At 47.7% G+C, this 26,750-nt stretch carries 23 protein-coding genes; 10 read left to right on the top strand and 13 right to left on the bottom strand.

The annotated features are described in order from the left end of the window. Positions 1-313: 313 nt before the first annotated feature. From GON05_RS16265 to GON05_RS16255, 3 genes are all read right to left on the bottom strand, one after another. Entirely contained in the window at positions 314-1,696 is a 1,383-nt protein-coding gene (locus GON05_RS16265; RefSeq protein ID WP_157320039.1) for a glycine--tRNA ligase, read from the bottom strand. A gap of 363 nt (positions 1,697-2,059) precedes the next feature. Further along, the gene (locus tag GON05_RS16260) at positions 2,060-2,860 is read right to left on the bottom strand and encodes a carbon-nitrogen family hydrolase (RefSeq protein WP_246239178.1); all 801 of its coding nucleotides are present in this window, start codon (positions 2,858-2,860) and stop codon (positions 2,060-2,062) included. An 85-nt stretch (positions 2,861-2,945) separates the two neighbouring features. Continuing rightward, positions 2,946-3,476, bottom strand: a complete 531-nt coding sequence (locus tag GON05_RS16255) for a DUF1572 family protein (RefSeq protein WP_157320038.1) — start codon at positions 3,474-3,476, stop codon at positions 2,946-2,948. A 155-nt stretch (positions 3,477-3,631) separates the two neighbouring features. Between GON05_RS16255 and GON05_RS16250 the strand changes: the two genes are divergently transcribed. The 8 genes from GON05_RS16250 (at position 3,632) to mtnB (ending at position 12,825) form a co-directional block, all read left to right on the top strand. Next, a complete protein-coding gene (locus GON05_RS16250) occupies positions 3,632-4,834 on the top strand; it encodes a pyridoxal phosphate-dependent aminotransferase (protein WP_181646564.1) in 1,203 nt (400 codons plus the stop codon). A gap of 388 nt (positions 4,835-5,222) precedes the next feature. Continuing rightward, complete coding sequence (proB, locus tag GON05_RS16245) at positions 5,223-6,323, top strand: glutamate 5-kinase (protein ID WP_220138880.1); 1,101 nt, start codon at positions 5,223-5,225, stop codon at positions 6,321-6,323. 30 nt (positions 6,324-6,353) lie between these two features. Further along, positions 6,354-8,087 (top strand): proline--tRNA ligase, encoded by a 1,734-nt coding sequence (locus GON05_RS16240; protein WP_157320035.1) that lies wholly within the window; start codon positions 6,354-6,356, stop codon positions 8,085-8,087. Then, a complete protein-coding gene (locus GON05_RS16235) occupies positions 8,080-9,327 on the top strand; it encodes a glutamate-5-semialdehyde dehydrogenase (RefSeq protein WP_157320034.1) in 1,248 nt (415 codons plus the stop codon). The genes GON05_RS16240 and GON05_RS16235 overlap by 8 nt, the downstream gene beginning before the upstream one ends. A gap of 27 nt (positions 9,328-9,354) precedes the next feature. Further along, positions 9,355-10,224 (top strand): pyrroline-5-carboxylate reductase, encoded by an 870-nt coding sequence (gene proC, locus GON05_RS16230; protein WP_157320033.1) that lies wholly within the window; start codon positions 9,355-9,357, stop codon positions 10,222-10,224. A 41-nt stretch (positions 10,225-10,265) separates the two neighbouring features. Beyond that, entirely contained in the window at positions 10,266-11,534 is a 1,269-nt protein-coding gene (locus tag GON05_RS16225) for a 2,3-diketo-5-methylthiopentyl-1-phosphate enolase (RefSeq protein ID WP_157320032.1), read from the top strand. Beyond that, the gene (locus GON05_RS16220) at positions 11,531-12,193 is read left to right on the top strand and encodes a 2-hydroxy-3-keto-5-methylthiopentenyl-1-phosphate phosphatase (protein WP_157320031.1); all 663 of its coding nucleotides are present in this window, start codon (positions 11,531-11,533) and stop codon (positions 12,191-12,193) included. The genes GON05_RS16225 and GON05_RS16220 overlap by 4 nt, the downstream gene beginning before the upstream one ends. After that, a complete protein-coding gene (gene mtnB, locus GON05_RS16215) occupies positions 12,190-12,825 on the top strand; it encodes a methylthioribulose 1-phosphate dehydratase (RefSeq protein WP_127451470.1) in 636 nt (211 codons plus the stop codon). The genes GON05_RS16220 and mtnB overlap by 4 nt, the downstream gene beginning before the upstream one ends. Positions 12,826-12,896: 71 nt before the next feature. Here mtnB and GON05_RS16210 read toward each other — a convergent pair whose 3' ends face one another. From GON05_RS16210 to GON05_RS16175, 8 genes are all read right to left on the bottom strand, one after another. Beyond that, positions 12,897-13,577, bottom strand: a complete 681-nt coding sequence (locus tag GON05_RS16210) for a DnaD domain-containing protein (protein ID WP_157320030.1) — start codon at positions 13,575-13,577, stop codon at positions 12,897-12,899. 33 nt (positions 13,578-13,610) lie between these two features. Further along, positions 13,611-14,906: an asparagine--tRNA ligase gene (gene asnS / locus GON05_RS16205; protein ID WP_127451466.1), complete on the bottom strand. Its 1,296-nt coding sequence runs from the start codon at positions 14,904-14,906 to the stop codon at positions 13,611-13,613. A 99-nt stretch (positions 14,907-15,005) separates the two neighbouring features. Beyond that, positions 15,006-16,214: an acetate kinase gene (locus GON05_RS16200; protein ID WP_157320028.1), complete on the bottom strand. Its 1,209-nt coding sequence runs from the start codon at positions 16,212-16,214 to the stop codon at positions 15,006-15,008. Next, entirely contained in the window at positions 16,211-17,080 is an 870-nt protein-coding gene (locus GON05_RS16195; protein ID WP_157320027.1) for a 3-hydroxyacyl-CoA dehydrogenase family protein, read from the bottom strand. Before GON05_RS16195 ends, GON05_RS16200 begins: the two co-directional genes overlap by 4 nt. A 228-nt stretch (positions 17,081-17,308) precedes the next feature. Further along, a complete protein-coding gene (locus GON05_RS16190) occupies positions 17,309-18,820 on the bottom strand; it encodes an AAA family ATPase (RefSeq protein ID WP_157320026.1) in 1,512 nt (503 codons plus the stop codon). Further along, positions 18,813-19,343, bottom strand: coding sequence for a hypothetical protein (locus GON05_RS16185; protein WP_157320025.1), 531 nt, complete (start codon positions 19,341-19,343; stop codon positions 18,813-18,815). Before GON05_RS16185 ends, GON05_RS16190 begins: the two co-directional genes overlap by 8 nt. A 114-nt stretch (positions 19,344-19,457) precedes the next feature. After that, positions 19,458-19,952: a cell wall elongation regulator TseB-like domain-containing protein gene (locus GON05_RS16180; protein ID WP_157320024.1), complete on the bottom strand. Its 495-nt coding sequence runs from the start codon at positions 19,950-19,952 to the stop codon at positions 19,458-19,460. A gap of 39 nt (positions 19,953-19,991) precedes the next feature. After that, positions 19,992-21,287: an amidohydrolase gene (locus GON05_RS16175; RefSeq protein ID WP_127451454.1), complete on the bottom strand. Its 1,296-nt coding sequence runs from the start codon at positions 21,285-21,287 to the stop codon at positions 19,992-19,994. A 244-nt stretch (positions 21,288-21,531) separates the two neighbouring features. On the opposite strand from GON05_RS16175, the gene GON05_RS16170 reads away from it, so the two are divergent. Together GON05_RS16170 and GON05_RS16165 are read left to right on the top strand one after the other, a co-directional pair. Then, positions 21,532-22,158 (top strand): DUF47 domain-containing protein, encoded by a 627-nt coding sequence (locus tag GON05_RS16170; protein ID WP_127451452.1) that lies wholly within the window; start codon positions 21,532-21,534, stop codon positions 22,156-22,158. A gap of 62 nt (positions 22,159-22,220) precedes the next feature. Beyond that, positions 22,221-23,222 (top strand): inorganic phosphate transporter, encoded by a 1,002-nt coding sequence (locus GON05_RS16165; protein ID WP_157320023.1) that lies wholly within the window; start codon positions 22,221-22,223, stop codon positions 23,220-23,222. Between the two features lie 45 nt (positions 23,223-23,267). On the opposite strand, the gene GON05_RS16160 is transcribed toward GON05_RS16165, so the two are convergent. Both GON05_RS16160 and dinG read right to left on the bottom strand, forming a co-directional pair. Beyond that, complete coding sequence (locus GON05_RS16160; protein WP_127451448.1) at positions 23,268-23,888, bottom strand: redox-sensing transcriptional repressor Rex; 621 nt, start codon at positions 23,886-23,888, stop codon at positions 23,268-23,270. Positions 23,889-23,890: 2 nt separating this feature from the next. Continuing rightward, positions 23,891-26,746: an ATP-dependent DNA helicase DinG gene (gene dinG / locus GON05_RS16155; protein ID WP_157320022.1), complete on the bottom strand. Its 2,856-nt coding sequence runs from the start codon at positions 26,744-26,746 to the stop codon at positions 23,891-23,893. Positions 26,747-26,750: the final 4 nt, after the last annotated feature.

Below are 26,750 nucleotides of genomic sequence, written 5' to 3'. Positions count from 1 at the left end.
TGCAGAAACCGCGTGATCGGCACTTAATGGTGTGTTTACTTTCTTGACAGAAGTCCACACAGGGTCTTATTCAGCATAAAAGTTACAATTCTTGCGTGAAGAGGAACTACAGGGCCTTATTTCGCCCCGACAACCTAAATATCCACCATATCCATCAAAATAAGGGACCGCAGTTCCCCTCCTACCGTTCAAAGAGTTATTTTGGGCAAAATAGCACCCTGTAGTTCCTCCTGGCACACTAAAAGCGAACTCGCAGCAGAAAAAATAGGCTGACCACAAGGTTTATCTACCTGAGTGGCCAGCCTTTTTTATATTAAAACTGTAGGGAATTCTCGATGAATGCTTTTAACTCTGAAATTGGCATCCGCGTTTGTTCCATCGTGTCACGATCACGTACCGTTACTTGACCATCTGTCTCGGACTCGAAATCGTACGTGATACAGAACGGCGTACCGATTTCATCGTGACGACGGTATCTTTTACCGATTGAACCTGTATCATCATAGTCAACCATGAAATGTTTCGCCAGATCAGCAAAAACAGCTTGTGCGCCATCATTCAACTTTTTGGAAAGCGGGAAAATAGCCGCCTTGATCGGTGCAAGCGCAGGGTGGAAGTGAAGCACTGTACGGCTGTCGTCGCCTTCCAGCTTTTGCTCTTCGAACGCGTCAATCAACAGCGCCAACGTTACACGGTCCGCGCCAAGGGACGGCTCGATGCAATAAGGAACATAACGCTCATTCGTTTCTTGATCGATATAGTTGAAATCTTCACCGGAATGCTCCATGTGCTGTTTCAAATCGAAATCCGTACGATCCGCAATACCCCAAAGCTCGCCCCAACCGAACGGGAATTTGTACTCAATATCAGTCGTAGCATTACTGTAATGGGACAACTCATCTTCATTGTGGTCACGCAGGCGAAGGTTTTCACCTTTCGCGCCCAATGACAGCAGCCAGTTGTGGCAGAAGCTTCTCCAGTACTCGAACCACTTCATATCCTCGCCCGGTTTGCAGAAAAACTCAAGCTCCATTTGTTCAAATTCACGTGTACGGAACGTAAAGTTACCTGGCGTGATCTCATTACGGAAGCTTTTACCGATTTGGCCGATACCGAATGGCAGCTTTTTACGCATTGTGCGCTGTACATTTTTAAAGTTAACAAAAATACCTTGAGCAGTTTCAGGACGCAGGTAAACAACGTTGGAACTTGCTTCTGTCACGCCTTGGAACGTTTTGAACATCAAGTTGAATTGACGGATATCCGTGAAATCTTTGCTGCCACAATCCGGGCAAACGATGTTATGCTCGACAATCAGCTTCATCATATCATCGAACGTCATACCGTCTACGACGATTTCGATGTCTTTTTCAGCTAGTTTGTTCTCAATCAGCTTATCCGCACGGTGGCGCGCTTTACAGTTTTTGCAATCAATCATCGGATCGTTGAAGTTTCCTACGTGACCGGAAGCTACCCAAGCTTGTGGATTCATCAGAATGGCAGCGTCAAGACCTACGTTGTACGGGGATTCCTGAACGAACTTTTTCCACCAAGCGCGTTTGATATTATTTTTCAACTCAACACCTAACGGGCCGTAATCCCATGTGTTGGCCAAACCGCCATAAATTTCAGAACCCGGGAATACAAAACCTCTGTGCTTTGCTAATGCGACAACTTGATCCATAGTAACACTCATTGTTCATTCGCTCCTTCAGCTTATCAAAATGGGGCTAAGCCCTTAGACGTCCGTTTGGATATGAGCACGCAAAAAAAGCTCCACATCCAAAGGCATCAAATCATGCCTAGGGACGAGAGCCTTACGCACCCGCGGTTCCACCCTAGTTGATACACCTGTAAAAGCTTGTATCCCCTTTATCGTATCGGCTCCGGATAGCCTTTTCCTTGAGCTCCTGTCTGGGCTTTCACCGTCCCCAGCTCGCTGAACAAGAAGTTGTTCAAGTACTATTCATCCCTCACTGCCGCAATTGATCATTCAATTGGCTTTAGTTTACAGAAAAACCGACAAAAAATCAAATGCTTACCGCCTAATTCAAAAAAATTAATATAAATGCGGACGGCGGTCCTCGAAGACCGGAATTTTGGCCCTTACACGCACTACTTCCTCCAGATCAATCGTTGCATGTAAAATCGCTTCGTTCTCGTCGCCTTCCACAAGCACTTCGCCCCAAGGGTCAATAACCATGGAGTGTCCGAAGAAGCTCGTTGTACCGCTCGTTCCGACACGATTGCAAGAAACGACGTACATTTGGTTCTCAATCGCTCTAGCCATGAGCAGCGTGCGCCAGTGATGCAATCGCGGATGAGGCCACTCGGCAGGAACGAATAAAATTCTAGCGCCATCCAGCGCTAATTTGCGTGCCAGCTCCGGGAAACGGATATCGTAGCAAATCATTGCGCCAGCCGGTACGCCTTCAAGCTCAAACCGGCCTAGCTGGTCGCCGCTGTGCAGAAATTTCTCTTCGTCCATCAAGCGGAACAGATGAATTTTGGAATACTCCGCAATTTCCGCCCCTTCGCGATCAAACGCATAAATCGTGTTCAGCACACGGTCTTCTTTTTTATCGGCAATCGAACCGCCAATAATATTCACATGGTTCGCTTTGGCAAAATTGCTCAATAGCGATTTTGTCCGCTCGCCGTTCACATCAGCAAGCTGCTGAATCTCCGTTAAGGCATAGCCGGTGTTCCACATCTCAGGAAAAACGATAACATCCGGTTTCGGATCGTTTTGCACAGCCTCTTGGAGCAGCATCTCCAATCGGGCAAAGTTCCTATCTGGTTCACCGATCGTGATATCCATTTGAATGAGTGCCAAGTGAAGCTGTTTGGATTCTGACATACTGTAAATACTCCTTCCAGTGGGCGAAAATAGCCTTTTCTGTTATCCATCATAATCGAAAATCGCTTTGAACCCAAGTGCTGGCTTAAGACGGCCTGAAAGCTTTCGATTGACCTCTTGCTATGCTAAGCGTTTTCCAGCCTTGTTGGCTGGCCAAGTGTTTGCTCAAGAAAACAATTTGTCCCACATGATATCCATAATGAGAAACCTGGCGCTGAATGGCTTGAATGACCGTATGCTCTTGTCCGCGAATGCGAATGATGCGCAAAACATCCTCAGGTGTTAGGGAATGCAGGGCATCAAAAAGCACTTTCCATCCTTCCTCCCACAAAGAAAGAAGCTCCTCCCTCGAGTAACGACTGCTTTCGAATTCCATGTCGCGCTCCCGCGTCTCCTTTTCCCCGTCCGATGTTAGAAAATCGACCCAACGGGATAACATATTCCCATGCATGTGTTTGATCAACACTTCCAAAGAGTTCGACTCTTCATCCAAGGTTTGATAAAAATGCTCATCCGCTGCCTGCGCAAATGCTTGATCCGCCAGTTTTTTCATACTCTCAAAAGCACGAATCGACTCCTGCAAAAAAACTTGAGCAACTTGTGATTGGTCTGACATGGCTCTCATCACCTTTCCACAGCTTTTGAATTAACTGTATGATAAGACTAGTCCATTGTAAAATCGATTTTTTTCATCACTATGAAAAATAGATTAATCATGTTACATTTAGGTTATTAATTAAAATCCCGACCTCCGGAGTGTGAATTAAAGACGTGACTACGCTATCTACACAAACAAGTGCTTTCCCCATACAGCCTGCTGAACGTATGAAAGGTTTGCCTACCCAATTTTTCGCTACGCTCGTAGGCAAAGCGAATGAACAAATTGCATTAGGACATGATGTGATCAATCTGGGACAAGGCAACCCGGATCGCCCAACGCCGCCTCATATCGTAGCTTCGATGCAGGAAGCAGCCGCTAATCCTTTGTATCATAAATACCCGCCTTTCAGCGGTTTTCCGTTTCTGAAACAAGCGATTGCACAACGTTATAAAGAAGATCATCAGGTTGATCTAGATCCGGATACGGAGGTCGCCATTCTTTTCGGCGGTAAAACAGGACTCATCGAGATCGCTCAGTGCTTATTGAATCCTGGCGATGTTTGCTTAGTGCCTGACCCGGGATATCCCGATTATTGGTCAGGTGTCGCATTAGCCGGAGCGGAGATGGCTTTCATGCCTTTGCGAGAAGAAAATAACTTTCTTCCGGATTACTCGGCATTGAAGCAATCGGATTTGGATCGCGCGAAACTCATGTTCATCAACTATCCGAACAATCCGACTGGCGCTACAGCACCCGCTTCCTTCTATGAAGAAACGGTCCAATTCGCGCAGCGCAATGGCGTGGTCGTAGCCAGTGATTTTGCTTACGGTGCTATTGGATTTGACGGTGAGAAACCGATCAGCTTCTTACAGACGCCTGGCGCCAAAGAGGTTGGCATCGAGTTTTATACACTCTCCAAAACGTATAACATGGCTGGCTGGCGCGTAGGTTTTGCGCTGGGTAACAAGGAAGTCATCCGCCTCATCAACTTAATGCAGGATCATTACTATTGCTCCTTATTCGGCGGCATTCAAGTTGCTGCGGCAACGGCGCTTACTGCTTCCCAAGAATGCGTCAGCGAGCTTCGGGATGTTTATGAAAGCCGTCGTAATGCTTTGTACACCGCTCTCGCGAACATTGGCTGGAATGCCCGTCCTTCCCAAGGCTCCTTCTTCTCTTGGCTGCCGGTTCCAAAAGGACACACGTCGCAAAGCCTTGCTGATCTGCTTCTTCAGGAGGCAAAAGTGGTCGTCGCACCAGGCATTGGCTTTGGTACACATGGCGAGGGTTATGTACGTCTCGGCCTCTTATCTTCCGAAGAAAGATTAGCAGAAGCTGTACAGCGTATTGGAAAGCTGAACCTGTTCGGCTAGTAAAACTAGAGGCATCTGCTTCTTTACAAACACTTGTACCCCGTGCTATTCTATATAGAACCAAAAAAGGAAGTCTTCCAAAACTTCTATATCGCAATGTTATGATGGGAATAGTAGGAACGATCAGCACGTAAACAGAGAGTAAGCTCCACCGACTGAGAGAGCTTGCCGTGAACCGATTCCGAACCCGCCCCTGAACCGTCAACGATGAGTTGAACAGTCCCCTGCTGTTATCCAGGGAATCCAGAGTTGGGTGCAGCCTTTTTGGCGTGCGCCAATCTAAGGTGGTACCGCGGAAGCTACAGACTTTCGTCCTTATGTTATGAGGACGGGAGTCTTTTTTTATATCCATTATTTACATATTGCTCAAACAAAGGATGGGATCGTAATGACACAGCGCATCGTCGTGAAAATCGGCAGTTCTTCTTTAACTTCAGATACGGGTGGTTTAAATCCCGATAAAATCCGCTTTTTCGCATCGGAACTGGCGCAATTGCAGAAGGACGGCAACCAGGTCCTGCTCGTGACATCCGGCGCAGTAGCCGCAGGCTTTACTTCCCTTGGGTACCGCACGCGGCCCAAGGTGCTGCACGAAAAGCAAGCTGCCGCTGCCGTGGGGCAAGCACTGCTCATGCAGGCGTACCATGAAGCATTTGCGTCCCACGGTGTCAGCGTGGCGCAAATTTTGCTTACTCGGTACGACTTCTCCAACCGCAAGCGCGTCCAGAACGCGCTGATGACGATCGACGAGCTGCTGCAGCGCGGCGTCGTCCCGATTATCAACGAGAATGACACCGTCTCGGTGGATGAACTTAAATTCGGCGACAACGATACCTTGTCAGCCTTGGTGGGCAATTTGGTGAAGGCCAGCAAATTGATCATCATTACAGATATGGACGGCCTGTACACGGACGATCCCCGCAAGAACGCGAACGCTCAGCGTATCGATCGCGTAGCCGCCATCAGCGACGAGCTGTTCAGCTTCGCTGGTGGTTCAGGGAGCGCGGTCGGCACCGGCGGCATGCGCTCGAAGGTAGAAGCCGCCCGCATCGCGATGCGCGGGGGCGTGCCGGTCTTTATCGGGCGCGTGCTGGAGCCCGGCGATCTGCCCATTGCCGTCGGCGGCAGCGGCAAAGGCACGTACTTCGACACGGCGCTCAATAATCTGCCGGTGAAGAAACAATGGGTCGGCTTCCACTCGCTGCCCCAAGGCCAAATCCTCGTCGATCCTGGCGCGAGATCTGCCTTGATGAGCGGCGGCAAAAGCCTGCTTCCCGCCGGAATCATTGGAGCTACCGGGGACTTCCACCCCGGCGACGTGGTCGAAGTGCTCAGCAACGAAGGTTCGCTGCTCGGACGCGGTGTTGTCAACTACGCTGCATGGCAAATACAAGCAGCAGCAGGATTATCAACCGAAGAAGTCCAGAAGCGCGTCGAAGTGGCAAGAATTGAAGTCATTCACCGAGATGAATGGGTTCCGCTTGCTTAAATTGATTAATGAAAGTGAGGCACACCATTAATGAGACAACAACGCATGCTGATCCCGACTTTACGAGATGTCCCGGGTGATGCCGAAGTCGTTAGCCACAAGCTGATGCTGCGTGCGGGACTGATCCGCCAGTTATCCAGCGGTATTTACTCCTATCTGCCATTGGGGCTTAAAGCCCTTCAACATATTCAAACCATCGTTCGGGAAGAGATGGACGCCGCTGGGGCGCAAGAGATGCTCATGCCAGCGCTTCATCCCTCTGAATTATGGAAAGCTTCCGGCCGTTGGGACGTTTATGGGCCCGAATTAATGCGTCTGGAAGACCGGCATGGGCGTGAGTTTGCTCTAGGAGCAACCCATGAAGAAGTGATTACAACGATTGTTAAGGACGAAATTCAGTCCTATAAAAAGCTCCCTGTCACGCTTTATCAAATCCAAACCAAGTACCGGGATGAACGAAGACCTAGATTTGGCCTGCTGCGCGGACGTGAGTTTCTTATGAAGGATGCCTATTCCTTCGATCGGTCACAGAGCGGTCTCGATGAAAGTTATGAGAGCATGTACAAGGCTTATCATCGTATTTTCACGCGTTGCGGGTTAAATTTCCGGGCGGTTGAAGCAGATTCGGGAGCGATTGGCGGTACGGATACCCATGAGTTCATGGTGCTAGCGGACATTGGGGAAGATACCATCGTTCATTGCCCTTCCTGTCAGTATGCAGCCAATTTGGAGAAAGCGGTTGGCCAATTGCCGGCATTTGCTGATACAGCGAGCAAACAATCAGGCCAGCATGCCGAACCTCAAAAAGTGCAAACACCACAGGTAACCAGCATTAAACAACTAAGCGAGTTCCTTCATATTTCGCCAAAGCAAATCATTAAATCCATCGCAATTGAAGCGAACGGCGAACCGGCGATTGTTCTGCTTCGCGGTGACTGTGAAGTTAATGAGATTAAATTAAAAAATGCCCTGGACGGTACAGAATTCACTATGTTATCGGAAGCCGGCATCCAACAAATAGGTTCCAAAGCTGGATTCATCGGACCCATTGGACTCCAGAACGTCAAAATTATCGCAGATTCCTCTGTAATCGGTATGCAAGACGCTGTCATCGGTGCCAATGAAGTCGATTATCACCTCACGCATGTCCAGGTTGAGCGGGATCTTGCCGGCCTGGCATACTATGACTTGCGAAATGTTACCGAAGGTGAGCATTGTCTAACTTGCGGACATGAACTCTCTTTTGCCAAAGGCATTGAGGTCGGTCATGTTTTCAAACTGGGCACCAAATACAGCCGATCGCTAGGCGCGTCGTTCAGCGACGAAAACGGTGCTTCCGAGCCCGTCATTATGGGCTGCTACGGAATTGGCGTTTCCCGTGTGCTGGCCGCCATTATCGAACAAAATCATGATGAGCGAGGCATCATTTGGCCGGCGTCTGTTGCTCCCTTCGCTGTTCATCTCCTCACGGTTCATGTGCAGGACGAGATTCAGATGGAGTTATCCACAGAGATTTACAAATCATTGACCGATGCCGGCTATTCCGTCCTATGGGATGATCGTGAAGATCGTCCTGGCGTGAAATTCAACGATGCCGACCTGCTGGGCTTCCCGCTTCGAATTACGGTAGGAAAGAAAGCTGCCGAACATATCGTGGAATGTAAAGAACGCCGCAGCGGAGATCAGTATGAACTTACGGCTGAACAAATCATTGCGCATTGCCAAACTTTTTTTCAAACAGGAGGTCGATCTTCCCATGAGTGAAGTCGTTCAAAAGTCCAAATTAGCCAAACAAGCTGCCCAAACCATGGGCAATCTCACAACGGAACAGAAAAACGCAGCGTTGCTGCTTATGGCAGATGCCCTTGTTACTGAGCAACAATCTATTATTGAAGCAAATGCCAAGGATTTGGAGCGTGGCAAGCAGCTGGGCACTAGCGCTTCCCTGCTTGACCGTCTTGCTCTTAACGAGTCCCGGATTGCCGCCATCGCTGAAGGATTGCGTCAAATCGCTGAATTACCCGATCCAATCGGGGATACGCTCGAAGATTTTGAACGTCCGAATGGTCTTCGCATTCGCAAAATTCGTGTTCCGCTTGGCGTGATCGGCATCATCTATGAAGCTAGACCTAATGTTACCGTGGATGCCGCAGGATTATGCCTCAAAACAGGCAACGCCGTTGTGCTGCGTGGCGGCTCTTCCGCTCTATTTTCCAATGAGAAAATCGTCGAGGTTCTGCATGGCGCGCTAAACCGGTCCGCCATCCCGGCTGACGCCCTTCAATTGATCTTAAGTGCAGATCGCAGTTCTGTAGATGAAATGCTGAAACTGAACGGTCTCATAGACGTTCTCATCCCAAGAGGCGGACACTCACTTATTCAAAATGTTGTCAATAACGCCTCAGTCCCTGTCATTGAAACAGGAGCAGGTGTATGTCATACTTTTATAGACGAAAGCGCACAGCTTGAAATGGCTATCTCTATTGGGCTTAACGCCAAAGCTCAACGTCCTTCCGTTTGCAATTCGATGGAAACTCTGCTCGTACATGAAGCTGTGGCAGCCAAACATTTGAACGCCATTGCAGAAGCTTTCACAAGCGCCAATGTCGAGCTTAGAGGAGACGATCGTGCCAGGGACCTGGTCTCTAGCATGCAAACAGCTGCGTCGGCAGATTGGGGAACGGAATACGGAGATTACATTCTTAATGTCAAAGTAGTCAAAGATCTGGATGAAGCGCTTGACCACATTCGCCAATTCGGCACGATGCATTCCGAGTGTATCGTGACGGAAGATGCCGCCAATGCGGAGAGATTCCTGCAGGAAGTCGATGCGGCGGCGGTTTACCACAATGCCTCGACGCGTTTCACAGATGGCTTTGAATTCGGATTCGGTGCGGAAATCGGCATTTCGACTCAAAAACTGCACGCTCGCGGACCGATGGGTCTGCCAGCCTTAACTTCAACCAAATACCGTATCTACGGAAACGGTCAAATACGTCAATAGTTCATACAATTTGAGGAGGAATGTACGATGTCCACAACTTTATCCCAAGCCAAAATTGCTTTTGTCGGTGCAGGCTCCATGTCGGAAGCCATCATCCGAGGTCTGATCCAAACCAAAGTAGCCAATCCACAGCATATCTATGTAATGAACCGTTCTGATCAAGACCGGTTAGCCTTTCTTCGTTCTGAGTATGGCCTGCAAGCCACATCCGATCCTGCTACCAAAGAAGCTTACCTGCGCCAAGCAGATGTCGTAGTTCTTTGTATGAAGCCCAAAGATGTTGTGACCGCATTTGAGGATCTGAAGCCGCTTTTGAATGAAAATCAGCTGCTCGTATCCGTCATCGCCGGCCTATCCATCGCCAAAATGGAAGTTTTGCTGGAATCGAAAATGGCGATCACTCGCACAATGCCGAACACTTCCTCAACGATTGGATTGGGCGCTACAGGAATGAGCTTCTCCGCAAACGTGAATGATACATTCAAGCAGCTCGCAACCCAAATGTTCGAAGCGGTGGGCATTGTATCCATAGTTGAAGAAGAAAAGCTGGAAATTCTTACAGGCGTATCCGGCAGCGGACCTGCCTACGTCTACTATTTCATGGAAGCGATGATCAAAGCTGGTATCGAAGGCGGTCTAACCGAAGAAGATTCCCGCCAGTTAACACTGCAAACCGTGCTTGGCGCCGCTCATATGGTCCAGTATACCCAGGAAGATCCGGCTGAGCTTCGCCGTAAGGTAACATCCCCGAATGGTGCTACGCAGGCTTCCATTGAAGCGTTGGATCATTACCAATTTACCGAAGCTATTACCAAGGCCGTATTCCGCTCGGCTGAACGGGCCAAAGAAATGGGCGAGCAAATCGCGGCCCCAAGCCCAGTGAGCAAAACGTCCTGAATGAACGAGTTTTATTCTAGCAAAGCAGGTGAACATTTACGATGAGTGCATATTGTTTAGCCACATATCGGAGTTTCGATGAGAAAGCCGATTTTCATAAAAAAGCAACGGGCATCGCTGTCGGCCTGACCGTCGGCTCATGGACGGAACTGCCTGAGGCTCAGAAAGCGCAAATGGAAAAACATTTGGGCAAAGTGATTGCCGTGGAGGTTCACGAGCCCGCTCCTGGAGAGCCTATCAGTGCGCGCTATGCGGACATTACGATCGCTTATCCTGACGTCAATTTCAGCCGCGATATCCCTGCGCTGTTAGTCACTGTTTTCGGTAAACTATCCATGGACGGCAAAATTAAACTGATTGACTTGAAATTCTCCACTGACTTCCTTGCGGGCTTCTCCGGACCAAAGTTCGGGATGCAAGGCGTGCGCGACCTTCTCGGCGTGCATGACCGTCCATTGCTGATGAGCATCTTCAAATCCGTTGTCGGCTATGAGCTACCGGCTCTGCGCGAACAATTTTATTTGCAAGCGGCAGGCGGCGTGGATTTAATCAAGGACGATGAGATTTTGTTTGAAAATCCGTTAACTCCTCTGGAGAAGCGGATTGAAATTTGCATGGAAGCTGCAGCGCAGGCATCCAAAGAAACCGGCCAGAAGCTGTTGTACGCCGTGAATTTGACGGGCCCTACTTCGAAACTGGCCGCGCAAGCCAAAAAAGCGATCCGTGCAGGAGCTAATGCCATTTTATTCAATGTATTGGCCTACGGCTTCGACGTCTTGCATGAGCTAAGCGCTGACCCGGAGATTACGATTCCAATTATGGCGCATCCGGCCATGGCTGGTGCAACGTATCCTTCACCGCACTACGGAATCTCCCCTTCTGTGCTGCTTGGTAAATTAATGCGTCTTGCTGGAGCAGATCTGGTGTTATTCCCTTCTCCTTACGGTTCTGTGGTTATGCCAAGAGAAGAAAACCTGGCCATTAAACAAGTCCTATTAACAAATGATTTACATACCGATTACAGCTACAACGCTCCGGCCGACGCTCATTTGAAACTGGCTGCTTCGTTCCCTGTACCATCTGCGGGCATACACCCTGGCTTGGTTCCTCTCATTCTGAGAGACTTCGGTCACGATGTGATTGTGAATGCAGGTGGAGGCATTCATGGCCATCCGCTTGGTACAATCGCCGGAGGGCGAGCATTCCGACAAGCTATAGACGCAACACTGCAAGGGAAACACCTTCGCGATTACGCCCAAACACATCCAGAATTACTATCAGCTATTGACACTTGGGGGATTAGAGAATGAGTAAGGAACGCATCATTTTTTGCGATTTTGACGGTACGATTACCGTAAATGATAACATTGTGGCGATCATGAAACATTTTAACCCGCCAGGTTGGGACGCAATTGTGGAACGCGTTTTGAATAAAAGCATTTCTATTCGTCAAGGCGTCGGCGACATGTTCGCCCTGCTGCCCACTTCGCGCAAGGATGAAATTGTAGAGTATGCCATCAAGAATGCCGTCATCCGGGACGGCTTCAAGGAATTCGTCGACTATTGCAAAGAGAAAAATATCAAGCTATTAATTACAAGCGGAGGCATCGATTTCTTTATTTACCCGCTGCTGAAGCCTTTTCCGATTCCACATGAGAACATTTATAGCAATGCCTCCTCATTCGAGGGCAGCGTCATTGAAATCTTGTGGCCTAATAAGTGTGATGAGCATTGTCAAACGGACTGTGGCATGTGCAAAACAAGCATTATTCGTTCCTATGATGCCAATCGGTATGAGCGGATCATCATCGGGGACAGCATTACAGATTTCGAAGGAGCAAAGCTGGTCGATACGATTTTTGCACGCTCCCATCTTGTCGAGATGTGTGAGAAGCTGGGATACGCGTATTATCCGTTCGATAACTTCTTCGATATTATGAAGCAATTGGAGGCTGAACCTGTAGCATGAGTATTTTACTGGAAGAGAAACAACGCGCATTCGCTGAACTGCGTGAGATTAAAGCCAATTTAGCTGCAAGAGGCTGGTTTCCGGCGACAAGCGGCAATTTATCCGTTCGTGTAGGCGGCTTCGAGCCTGAACAATTCACTTTCGCCATTACGTCAAGCGGCAAAGATAAATCCGTGCAGACACCGGAAGATTTCCTGCTTGTTAATGAGAAAGGTGTTGCTACGGAAGCTACAAGCCTGAAACCTTCAGCTGAAACGCTGATTCATAGCGAGATTTATCGCTTAACAGGCGCTGGCGCTATTTTTCATGTGCATACCATTTTCAACAACTTGGTTTCAGAGCTTTATTGGGAGCGTAAAAGCATTCCTGTCGACGGCGTTGAGCTGATCAAAGCCTTCAACATCTGGGATGAAGAAGCTCAAATTGAGATTCCGATTTTACCGAACTATGCAGAAATTCCACGCATTGCCGCGCTCGTTGAAGATGCCATCGTGCCGCGGATCCCTGGAATTGTCCTGCGCAAGCATGGGATTTATGCATGGGGCGCGAATGCGTTCGAAGCCAAACGTCACTTGGAAGCATTCGAATTCCTGTTTGAGTACGTATATCGCTCTCATTTGCTGAATAAATAATTGGCTGATCTGAAGTTAACCAAAGAGGCTGTCTCCAAGGTCCGAAATGACCCAAGAGACAGCCTCTTCTATTATCTTGATTGCCTGAAACGTTGTGAATATTCCTTCGCTTGATCCACGGTGCCCACTCGATTGCGGCTCCATTCCAGCAGAATGCGGTCAATATATCGGAAATGGACCTTGCCGGCAAAAACAGCTTCCTTCAATGCCGTCATAATGAGCTCTTCCTTGTATTGATCCTTGTCTAACCATCCACTGATCGTTTCCAGCTCCATCGGTGTTAATGGACGTGCAAATTCTTTTTCGAACGTGGTGAAAATATTTCGGGCTCCCTCATCGGTTGGCAACGGCGTGCGCACAGCCGATAGTTTAGCCAGTTCTTGCTCAGCTACCTGTTTGGCTAACTTCCGGTAAAGCGGAGTCAGATTGTATCTTTCACTCCGAATCCCTGTCATTACTTCCATGTCTTCATCAATGGTAATGAATTGCTCATGAATCAACTTCTGCAAGCTGGCAATGACCAGATCAGGAGAAGCCGACATGCGGGATTGAATCTCATCCGGGGTTGGAAAATCGTACTTTTCTTTATCCAAAAAGGAAATGAGATGGATTAGCGTCATGACCTCGATTTCGCTTAACTGGAGGGCACGATAGTTCTTCAGCAGAAGAAGCGGTACCGCGACGCTGCCCTCCTGGAAGCTGGCCAATAGGACGGCCTCGATCTGCAGCTGTGTATGGAACGATTTACTCATCCGGTCTCCTTTCTACCTTTGGTTGATAACGGATTACGGATATAGACGATATAACAAACGTGGGAATGGAATCGTTTCGCGAACGTGATCCAAACCGCAAATCCAAGCAACGGTACGTTCCAGACCTAGACCGAAACCGGAATGCGGCACAGTTCCGTATTTCCGCAGGTCGAGATACCATTGGTAGGCTTCTTTCGGCAGATCATGCTCTTGGAAACGTTGTTCCATCAATTCCGGATCATCAATCCGCTGGCTGCCTCCGATAATTTCTCCATACCCTTCAGGAGCAATCATATCCGCACATAACACGACTTCCGGACGGCTAGGATCTGGTTTCATGTAGAATGCTTTAATTTCCGTTGGCCAATGTGTAATGAACACTGGTGTTTCATACTCTGCAGCAATAGCTGTCTCATGCGGCGCTCCGAAATCTTCGCCCCACTCGAATTCATGGCCGTTCTTTTGCAGGAATTCAACGGCTTGATCGTACGTAATACGCGGGAAGGAGCCTTTGATTTTCTCCAATTTGGACGTGTCGCGCTCTAAGGTTTCCAGCTCTTGCGCACAATTTTTAAGCACCGTTTGTACGATGTGAGATACGAATTGCTCTTGGACTTCAAGGTTTTCAGCATGGTCTACGAAGGCCATTTCCGGCTCGATCATCCAGAACTCAATCAGATGTCTTCTTGTTTTCGATTTTTCTGCCCGGAACGTAGGACCGAATGAATACACGCGACCAAGCGCCATCGCAGCCGCTTCCATATACAGCTGTCCGCTTTGCGTCAGAAAGGCATCTTCATCAAAATATTTGGTGTGGAACAAATTTGTCGTTCCTTCACAGGAGGATGGCGTCAGAATCGGCGGATCAACCAGATGGAAGCCACGATCATTGAAAAACTGCTGAACAGCTTGAATAATCTGCGCGCGAATGACGAGAACCGCACGTTGACGCGGGCTACGAATCCACAGATGGCGGTTATCCATCAAGAAATCGACGCCATGCTCCTTCGGTGTGATCGGATATTCTTCCGTTACTTGAATGATCTCAACGCCAGTAACATCAAGCTCAAAGCCGCCTTTGCTGCGCGTATCCTCTTTCACTTTGCCTGTTATGTACAGCGAGCTTTCTTGTGTCAGCTTGGACGCCGCTTCCCATACGTCTTCTCCGACTTCACTTTTCACTACAACACCTTGTATATATCCTGAACCGTCTCTAAGTTGTAAAAATTGAATTTTACCGCTAGACCGTTTCTTGTTTAGCCAACAGCCAATTGTAACTGACTCGCCGACGTGATGTTTTACTTCACCTATCGTACATTTCATACTGATTAAGTACCTCCTTGAGTTTTCGTGCAAACCTTCTTCAGCCGGGTTGCCCCTGTCGCTAATTTCGGCGCTTTTCTATTGTACACTATTTCAAGCAAAGATTCAGTGTGTCGTTGATTGAACCAAATGATAGGTGTCTCTGGCGATAACCCATTCTTCATTCGTTGGTATGACCAGCACCTGCACTTTGGCATTTACCGTTGAAATACGACGTTCCAGCCCTCTTCCTGTGCGGTTAGCGGTATCATCGAATTCCACGCCGAGATAAGTCAGATGCTCGCAAACTCGTTTGCGTAGCACTTCCGAATTTTCGCCGACTCCTGCTGTAAATATAATGGCATCCACACCATTCATGGCCGCGGCGTAAGCCCCGATGTACTTGCGCAGGCGATACTCGTACATTTCAAAAGCCAACTTGGCGTTTTTGTCCCCAGCCTCCATCGCTTCCGTGATCTCCCGCATATCGCTGGATAACCCCGAGATCGCCTGCAGTCCGCTGTGCTTGTTCAGCATGGACGAGATCTCACCCAGCGTCAGATCCTCCTTGCCCATCGCATAGGGCACGATGGCAGGATCCAGATCGCCGCTGCGCGTGCCCATCATCAATCCTTCGAGCGGGGTCATCCCCATGCTCGTATCCACAGACTTGCCGCCCTCTATAGCGGCGCAGGAAGCTCCGTTACCGATGTGACAGGTAATGAGCTTCAGCTGCTCCAAAGGGCGGCCCAGAAAGGCTGCGGCGCGTTCGCTGACGTAGTTGTGCGAAGTGCCGTGAAACCCGTAGCGGCGCACTTTGTGCTTCCGGTACAGCGCCATCGGTACCGGGTACAGGTAGGCCTGCGCCGGCATGGTCTGATGGAAGGCCGTGTCGAACACAACGGCCTGAGGAACATCCGGCATGTTCGCCTCTACGGCGGATATGCCGAGCATATGCGCCGGATTGTGCAGCGGCGCCAAATCAAAGAGCCGCTTGATCTCCTGCTTCACCTCGTGGTCCACGAGGACGGAGCTCTTGAAGCTTTCACCGCCGTGAACGACGCGGTGGCCGACGGCGTGAATCTCTGCGGTTGACGCGATTACGCCGTGCTCAGGATGAACGAGCAGCGCAAGCACCCTGCGGATCGCGGTGGTATGCTCCAAAATTTCACTGACCTCGTGAACTTCCGTTTTGTCCTTCGGTTCATGCAGCAGGATGGCGGTTTCCATCCCAATCCGCTCCACGCGGCCTTTGGCCAGAACCGTATCATCTTCCATATGAAATAGCTGATATTTGAGTGAAGAGCTGCCTGCATTAATAACAAGAATATTCATAGCCTGTCACCATCCTTGTCATAAAGGAAAAATCCTTCTCCCGTTTTGACGCCTAAATGGCCAGCACGAACCATTTTCTTGAGTAGAAACGATGGCCGATATTTGATATCCCCATAATCGCGGAACATTCCTTCAAGCGCATCATGAACAGCATCCAAGCCGAATCTATCACACATTTCTAATGGCCCGTATTTGAAATCATAACCGATCCGCATTGCGGTATCGATATCTTCTGCCGTTGCTACACCTTCGGATAATGTGTGCAGTGCCTCATTGATGAGCGTACAGATCAATCTCGACGTAATAAAGCCGGGTGATTCATTGACTTTAATGCCTTTTTTATGAATGAACTCATCTACAAATCTTCTCGTTTGTTCAAAGATTTCGTCGGATGTTTTCATCGCCCGGATGATCTCGACGAGATTGACTTTCGCCACCGGATGCAAGAAATGCAGGCCAATGACCCTTTGCGGATGGGTTGTGATGGCAGCAATTTCAGTTACGCTAAGTGTGGATGTATTCGTTGCTAAAATAATAGAAGGATCGCAGATTTGATTCAATTGGAAGAAAACATGCTTCTTGGCATTCAAATCCTCCGTAATGGTTTCTATAACCATGTCGCATGTCGCCATATCCTGCAGGGAATCCGCTTTCTTTATTTTAGTTAAAATGAGCTTCTTCTCCGCTTCCGTCAAAGCCCAGCGTTCGATTTGTTTATCTAAACTAACCTGGATTTGCTCGAGCGCGCGATCCAGCTTCTCTACTGTTTTCTCAACAAGCAATACTTCCAGGCCGCTGGCTGCAAGCATTTCAGAAATGCCTTGCCCCATTGTGCCACCGCCGACTACACCAATCGTTTTAAACATGCCAGATTTCTCCTTCTTTAAGGCTCATTCTTATCATTCACAACTGTAGGGCAATACAACCTAAGGAACCCACTCATATCATACAATTTTTACTTCCAGATTTCATTATCCGTCACAAAACCTTGCGGAACCTTTACGAGCTTTGACACAATTCCCCATAGAAAAAAAGGCTGTCCCGCAAGCAGCCTATTTCTCGCTACTTTTGTGGACAACCTCAAGTCTTATTCTCTATGCACTTTGTATAACTGAAGCATCAAATAACTTACGGAACGTATCGCCTGAAATGACTTCTTCCCCCATTAAAATAGCGAAAGAATGATCAAATACATTTCTCTGCTGCTCCAGCAGCGACTTGGTACGTATCATTAACGCATCAAGAATGGCTGTGTTCTCTTTCATCAGCTGATCCTTGGTAACCATTTCACGGTCAATGATTCCTAGCGACGTCAGGCCGGAATCCATCATATTGCGCACCATAGAAAGAGCTTGCTCAAAGTCATTCCGCGAGCCCGTGCTGCGTCCGCCATAGAAGATTTCCTCCGCCGCGGCCCCGCCTAAAGCGATCATAATTTGCTGCTCGATATAATCCTTCGTGTATAAATAATGGTCCTTCGGAGGATTATGACGCACATAACCGAGCGCTTTCCCGCGCGGGCTGACGGTTACTTGCGAAACCGAGCCAGGACGCACGAGCTCAGCGATAATAGCGTGGCCCAGCTCATGGTACGCAACGCGTTCTTTCTCATCCTGCGCGGTTTCCTTATCGGTCCGCTCACCCATCATAACTTTATCAATCGCGGATGCCAAATGGTGCTGTTCAATTTCCTTTTTATCCTCACGCATCGCATAAATGGCGCCTTCGTTCAGAACGCCTTCCAGCTGCGCACCCGAGAACCCGAACGTTTGTTCTGCGACTGTATCTAAAGAAACGCCAACAGCTAACGGCTTATTTTTCACATGAATATTCAAAATAGAAAGACGGCCTTTTTTATCCGGTAAATCAACCTCAATATGACGGTCAAAACGCCCTGGACGAAGCAGCGCACTATCGAGCATTTCTTTACGGTTCGTTGCCGCCATAATCAAAATACGCGGGGCGTCATTCGTATGAATACCGTCCATCTCAGTTAACAGTTGGTTCAGCGTTTGGTCATACTCGCGCTGTTGCCCTCCGTCACGCTTACCGCCGATAACATCAATCTCATCGATAAAAATAATCGCGTTATCCTTGCCTTCCTTCACTGCGCGGCTTCTTGCTTCCTTAAACAAATCGCGAACACGGCTTGCACCCACACCAACGTACATCTCCACAAACTCACTGCCTGAGGCTGCTAAATAAACAGAATTCGTATAATGAGCTGCTGCTTTTGCCATCAGTGTTTTACCGGTCCCTGGAGGGCCTGTCAGCAGAATCCCTTTGAGAGGACGAATGCCCAACTTCTTAATTTCTTCGTGTTTAATCAAAAAATCAAGAGCCTCGGTTAATTCTTTCTTCGCCCGGTCTTGCCCGCCAATCTCGTCAAACGTGAGAAACGCCGGTGTCCGAGTTTTGCTTTTACGATCGCCCCCACCACCGCCACCGGAAATACCAATGCCGCCGCGGCCTCTAATCATATAAAACAATGAAACGCCCAATACGCCGACAAATAAAATAGGGATAATGTTGACCCCTAAGAAAATTAAGAAAACTAGCAGTACCGGAATAGCGCCTATGCCAATCTCTTTATAAATTTTACTCATTCGGCCACACTCCCATCTGCGTGGATCTAGGAAGCATTATGAATTTAGTGGCATCGCCATCTGTCAATCGAATATAAACATAAGTTTGGTCCATTTCACTTTCAACTTTCATACTAGGCATATCAGAAGCATATTTTTGTAGCGTCGTTGGGATGTCTGCATAATGCTTGGTTTCCATGGCTTGCGCGACTTCAAATAAAGCTTTGGACCACCATTGATCAAGCTTTTCGGACGGATTATCTTTAATTTGAATATTTACTGTCCGTTTGCCAATAATCGATGCGCCATCTTTGTTAATCCGCTCAACAACCGTTCTTAAATTCGCATCCGCTTGTAAACTAACATCTATATCAACACGATCTTTGTCCAATTTCATCGTTGAACTTGTCACACCGGGAACTTTACTGATGATATCTGATAATGGGTTTTCCATAGCGAAACTTGTATACGCGAACCAGCCTCCGAATAATACGCCGGCAGAAATAATTACACTCAGTACAACAGGTAAGAGACGTAGCTTCATCAGTCAACGTCCCCCTTTCTCGATATATTATGTTGCGTTCAATTCCATACGAGTAGTATATCATGCGATATATACTGTGACCTTATGAAATGAGTGGAAACAAAAAAACTCAGCCTATTGCAGGCTGAGTCTGTATGTATCCAAATAGAGTCCATCTTTGAATTTATAATAATCGTAAAAATATCTTGTACCGCTATCGTCTGTCTTTTTATAAAAAACTTCCCAAACGTACTCTTGGCCAAGCTTCCCCGGCATGATACGCTCAATTTCCACACTCGGATTTTTCTTCATAACAGTATCTCGAATTTGGGCTTCCGTGAAGCCTTCAGAAGCCATCTCCGTGTGAACGTCCTTATCGGATACCCATACAATGACACCTTGTCCGAGCTTATCTTCGCCATAGACGATCCGAAAAGGCTCATCTCCATAAAAGAAATCCACTTTTGCCGCTTTCGTCATGATGCTTTTTTCAAAAGCAGTCTCTACCGCCATGCGTTTGTTATCCCAATGATCCTTCTGCACATTTAAGTAGAAGCGGCTGAGCACGACGCCAAGCGTCAATACAATAAACACGCCAAAAGTAATGATTCTCGTTCGCTTTGCACCCATCAGCGCCGTCACCTCCCTAACCAAATTGCCGGCACCTTTTTAACCAATTAATCGGTCAAAGCACAATTCAAATTCACGTTTGATTTTTTCTTCATCCATCGTTAAGCATTCCCCTTTGCGGACAAGCCAATTGCCGTCTACACAGACATCGACGACATCTTTGGCACAAGCGGAATAAACAACATGAGAAACAAAATCTGTTTTTGGCAGGAAATGAGGTTGATCGATATCCAGCGCGATAAAGTCCGCTTTCATGCCTGGCTGCAGTAGTCCTACGTTATCCAACCAAATGGATTCGGCCCCCATCTTCGTACCTAGCATCAATGCTTCAGCAGCGGGTACAGCCAGTGGATCACCAGAAACGCCTTTGTGAATCAGCGCGGCGAGTCTCATTTCTTCAAACATATCCAAATTGTTATTTGAAGCTGCACCGTCCGTACCAAGTGACACCTTCACCCCGGCACGAAGCAATTCAGGCACACGCGCTACGCCGGAAGCAAGCTTCAGGTTGCTTCCCGGATTGTGAGAAACGCGAACATCATATTGTTTGAGGACATTGATTTCTTCATCCGTTAAATGGACGCCATGCGCTACAAGCGTTGGTCGGCTGAATACACCGATCTTCTCCAGATGGGCAACAGGACGCAGTCCGTACTGATCTACATTTCCTTGCACCTCACGGCTTGTTTCCGACATATGCGTATGGATCGGCAAATTCAAATCGTGGGCAGCCTGAACGATTCGTTCAATATAATCCGGAGGACATGTGTAAGGCGCATGAGGAGACATCATCGTCGTGATACGTCCATTTGCAGCACCATGCCATGTTTTTGCAAACTCAGTGGCTTCTTGCAGCTTAGCCGTCTGTACATCAACCGGGCACAGTCCGATCACACCGCGGGCAAGAACGCCGCGCATTCCTGATGTTTCGACAGCCTTCGCCACTTCATTCATATGGTCGTACATATCGACAAAAGTCGTAGTCCCGCCCTTCATCATTTCCAAAATGGACAGACTCGTCCCCCACTTCACATCTTGGGCGGTAAATTTCGCTTCCATCGGCCACATTTTCTCTTCCAGCCAGATTTGCAGGGCTAGATCGTCGCCGTAACCTCTCAGCAGCGACATCGCGGCATGACCATGCGTATTGACTAAGCCGGGCATGTACAATTTGTTCGTACCGTCGATGATTTCGTCGTAGTTTTCCTTGGGTTCAGGAATTTGTTCACCGATATATGTAATCAGATCGCCTTCTATGACCATGCAGCCTTTGATTGATGATTTTCCTTCAATAGTAGAAATGAAATGACCGTTCATAATTAATGTTTTTTTCATACTAAAAAACCCTCTCTATGCTCATTCTAAGTTAAACACCGCTTTATAAACTTTACATCTTAAGGCTTGTAAAATCAAGGAAGTGTGCAATGTTAAGAAATTGTAAAATGTCACGGAATTTTCGTTGCTTTAGGTCCATTTGTTATGATATTTTTAATTTTGTGAGTTTTTTCAACAAGTTGGTCTGTTTATCTTATAAATTCGATCAAAATCTTGTACATATAGTAAATACTAGGAGGCATTTATGACCACGTTATTCACAAAAAAGAACGAAGTCGATTTCTTGCAATTGCTCATCCGCGCTGCAGAAAACGCACTGCAAACTGCACAGCTGTTCCGCACAGCCATGATGGGTGACAAATCCCCTATAGACTACGTTCAGTCCATTCACGATCTTGAACATGCTGGAGACTCCATCACTCACGAAATTTTCAAAGGACTCAATAAAGTGTTCATTACACCGATCGATCGTGAGGACATCATGGTTCTTGCCTCCAAAGTGGATGATGTCACGGATGGTATTGAAGCTACAATCGCTCGTTTTGACTACTTGAACGTCTCGCATACGGATACATATATGAAAGACTTCTCGGCTGTCATCGTGGATTCCTGCCAACATATGCTTGATGCATTCAAATTGCTTGCGAAGAAAAAATATATGCAAATCCCTGAACATACGGTTGCCATTAACTCCCTTGAGAATGACGGCGATCGCTTGATGCGTGAAGGAATCCGTCAAATTTTCATCACGCGCAAAGATGTTTACGAAGACTTTAAGCTAAAAGAAATCTATGAGCGCTTGGAAGAAACAACGGACGCTTGTGAAGACGTAGCCAATATCCTAGATAGCGTAGTACTTCGTTATTCATAAGACTTAACCGGTCTATGTGTACGAAGATAGTTTTCCGAATGGAAAGCTCTTAGGAGGAAATCATGTTAACTTATTTGATCGTAATTGTTGTACTAGCTTTACTTTTTGATTTCATCAATGGATTTCACGATACAGCCAATGCGATTGCCACATCCATTTCTACGCGCGCACTCAGTCCGCGGGTAGCTATTGCCATGGCAGCGACACTTAACTTTGTTGGTGCGATGGTATCCTCCAAAGTGGCCAAAACGGTCGGTGGCAGTATCGCAAACCCTGCCCAAATTGCCAATGGCGTTGAAATCGTAATCGCAGCCCTGCTCGCGGCGATTATATGGAACCTTCTGACATGGTATCTTGCGATTCCCTCCTCTTCTTCCCACACCCTGCTCGGAGCCCTTGCCGGTGCGGTAATCGCCGGTGCCGGTGTGCACGCGGTGAATTGGAGCGGTTTTACGCAAATCATTATCATATTGATTCTTTCACCGATCATTGCGTTCGCCCTTGGTTACCTCATTATGCTTTTAATCAAGTACATCGTCATTTGGTCCGGCAATACGTCCAGATCCAAGCTTAATCGCATTTTCAGGACTTTGCAGATTATTTCTGCCGGGTTGCTCTCCTACTCACATGGCGGCAACGATGCACAAAAAGCGATGGGTATTATTGTATTCGGTCTAGTCGCAGCCGATGTTCAAACGACGCTGGACGTTCCGCTTTGGGTTAAAATCTCAGCAGCACTAGCAATGGGTCTAGGAACTTCGATCGGTGGATGGAAAATCATTAAGACCGTATCCGGAAAAATTGTCAAAATCGAGCCGATTAACGGATTTGCATCCGATCTCACATCGTCACTCGTTATTCAATTCTCTACCCATATCGGAAAACCATTATCCACAACACATGTTATTTCCTCCGCGATTATTGGGACGGGCAGTGTCATGCGTTTCCATGAAGTTCAATGGGGAACCGTCAGCCGCATGTTGATTACTTGGGTCATTACCATACCGATCAGCATTGCGCTCGCTTACTCCATTTACTTCCTTATTTTCAGATTGATCTTCTAAATACAGAAAAACCGTCAGGGAATCCTGACGGTTTCTTTTTATTTCTTAATCTAAATAGTACGCCAAACTCTGCAGCTCCGTTGTGAAATCCGCATAATGCACGCGAACTTCCGGAGGAACCTTAATAATGACCGGCGCAAAATTCAAAATAGCTTCGATGCCGCAAGCAACAAACTGATTGGCCACATTTTGAGCTTCGCTCGCAGGCACCGTTATAATCCCGATTCGCACACCTAACTCCGATAAAACAGCCTTCATTTCCCCCATCGGTTGAACGGTCAAATTATTAATCGTCTCTCCGGCTTTGGAGGGCATCGCATCAAAAACAGCGACAATTTTCATATCGTTCCGCAGATAAGTATTATAATTGCATAATGCGCGGCCAAGATTTCCCGCCCCAACAAGAGCCACCTGGATATGCCGGTCCAGCTTGAGGATCTGTCTTATTTTTTCGATCAAATAAGCAATATCATATCCGATGCCTTTTTTACCGAACTCACCGAAATAGGCCAAATCTTTACGAATCTGGGCCGGATTCAGATCAAGTTTTTGACCCAAATCCTGCGAAGATACCGTTGCGACATTTTTCATGGCAAGCTCGTTCAGGAACCGTAGATAGATGGGCAGTCTGCGAACAACAGCTTCCGATATTTTTTGTGATTTCATTTCTACGCCTCCCCCATCCACTGCTCAATCCTTGGTAACATTTGTTCCGTTGTCATATGCTCGATTTTGGGTCCTGGCAGGGAGTAGAGGAAGTGCTTGCCATAGAAGGTTTCGATGACACGCGTATCGTAGATGATCACAATCCCTTTATCAGATGCGCGTCTAACTAACCGGCCGAAGCCTTGTTTAAATCGAATGACCGCCTGCGGCACAGAAAATTTCATAAACGGGTTCTCGTTCCGTTTCTTAATGTTTTCGCATTTAGCCTCAACGAGCGGATGATTCGGAGGTTGGAACGGCAGCCGGATAATGGCCAAGCAGCTTAGCGCATCTCCAGGAATGTCTACACCTTCCCAAAATGAACTGGTACCAAGCAGCACGCACATCTTATTATCCTGGAACATACGGGTTAATTTACTGCGATTGCCGCTGTCAACCCCTTGGCCAAGCACAGTAATCCCATAGGCTTTCAAGTAGTCTTTCATCCCGGCATAAATCTGTTTGAGCATCCGATTGGATGTGAACAAGATCAGCATTCGCCCTTTGGTCACGATAGCGACTTCACTTAGGGATTCAATGAGGGATGCAATGAAAACGGGATCCCCTGCCCCCTTAATCGTAGGAAAATCTCTTGGAATAACAACCAAAGCTTGCTCACGATAGTTAAAAGGAGAAGGCAATTGAACCGTTTTGAGCTTACCGCTCTCTTCATCCTGCGGAATCACTAGGCCCAATTGATCAGCGGAGTATTGAAAGGATTTGTTCACGGACAAAGTCGCCGAGGTCATGATGATGCTTTCTTTTGTCTCAAAGAAATGCTGCTGAAGCAAGCCGCTGACGTCCGTCGGTACTGAGATCAGCTGAAGCGACTTCGCCCTGGCGTACGTCCCTGCTTCCATCCAGTAGACATAACCATCATCCGCCATTTTCATAAAGAAATGAAGGGCATCTCGATGCTCGTAGAGCTCTTTCACGGTGCCGTTAAGATCCGTCACTAAGCCTTGGACCCCGAACACGTCCTGATGCTCCTTCACATCGCTTAACAATTTATCCAGCGTGCGAAGCAAATCATTCGCGTTCAGATAAATATTGTCTTCCATCGTCAGCAACTCGTGCCAATTAGCAGGCAATGTCTCCGGCTTCATACGCAGGACATACGTGGAATTCTCCGTTTGCGACGGATCGCTTTTGGACGACAGCAGCTCATAGAGTGATTCGCTCAGCCGGTCCCAATCCTCTTTGATTTGCACGATTTTTGGGAAAAGCCCATCAATCGTATGACTCCATGCCGCTGCCCGTTCCTGCTGCTCATCCGATTTCTGCAGCCTAAACCGAAGCATCGGCAGCTGGCCGCTCCGATTATCTTTGTAAAGCCAGGTCAAGGAATGATACATCGCTGAGGAATGCAACTCGATACCGAGATGTTTACTCGCCACTTCTTCGAAATGATGCGCCTCATCAATCACAAGGTGCTTGTAAGCCGGCAGGAGGCGGTTCTCCGCCTTCATATCGGTAAACAGAAGGGAATGGTTCGTGATGATCACATCAGCCGTGTTGGCGTCATTACGTGCGCGATGATAGAAGCACTTTTTGTACCATGGGCACATCCGGTTTAGACACGAGTCTGTATCGCTGGCTACCGAATACCAGAATTGAGCGCCTTTATTCCCAAAATGGATTTCCTCTTCATCCCCGTGTTCTGTTTCACTCAGCCAAACGACCATTTGTGCCGCTGTAATCGGATCCTCTTTGCCATTCTCGTAATCACGCGTTGTCAGTTTCGTCTCAAATTTGCGCAAGCACAAATAGTGACTTCTCCCTTTAAGCACAGCCGCCCTAAAAGGAACCGGAAATATCTCTTTCAGCAGCGGAATATCCCGCTCTCTGAGCTGCTCTTGCAGGTTGATCGTATGTGTGGAGACAACCACTTTCTTCTCATATTTGATGCCATAATATAGGGCTGGTATCAAATAACCAAGCGATTTCCCTGTGCCCGTTCCAGCCTCAATCATCAAGTGTTGATCGTTCTCCAGTGATTTCTCCACTTCGTAGATCATCTGCTCTTGCGATTCCCGCTCTTCGAAAATCTCAAACTTCTGCTGAAGCGCCAGCTTCAAGCCTTGATGAAATTGTTTGAAAGAAGCGCCTAATCCATCTTCATCCGAAGGGCCGCGGATGTCATCCTCTTCGCCCCAATCCGTGACATTCAGCGTAAATTGGCGGAAATAACGATTCGTATCCGTATCTATGCTCGTAATCGATTCTTTATATAAACATATTTCGTCCAAAAACCAACCCAAATCGCTGGAGCTATTTTCAAAAATATGCTGCAACCGCTGGACCGTAAGGAGAGGCAGTCCAATCAGCCTTTCCAGACATCTGATCCAGATTTCAGCAGTAACCTCTGCGTCGCTATCAGCCTGATGAGGCCGTTCATGGTCAATGCCAAACAAACCGGCTACCATACTCAATTGAAGACTGGAAATCGATGGGAATAAGATGCGAAGCATATCCATCGTATCCAGTACTCGGCCTGAGAATGGCGGGTACCCGGTTTTGGTCAGTCCCCTTTGCAAAAAAGAAACGTCAAATGCCGCATGGTGCGCCACAAGCACGCAATCAAACAAAAGTGGGAACATATCCGACATCACTTGATCAAGCGTGGGAGCATCTGCAACCATCTCATCCGTAATGCCAGTAAGTGTCGTAATGGAAGAAGGTATACCCATCCCTGGATGAACCAGAGAAGTATACCTGTCGATAATTTGAAATTGATCTATAATGACCAGTCCAACTTGGATGATCTCATCCGTAGGCTGACTTCCTGTCGTTTCAAAATCCAAAACTGCAAATTTCATGACG

Origin of the sequence: Paenibacillus anseongensis (assembly GCF_009757995.1) — a bacterium.
GTDB lineage: Bacteria > Bacillota > Bacilli > Paenibacillales > NBRC-103111 > Paenibacillus_E > Paenibacillus_E chondroitinus.
Note: the sequence above shows the minus strand (reverse complement) of the source record. Positions and strands in the feature narration are given on the sequence as shown.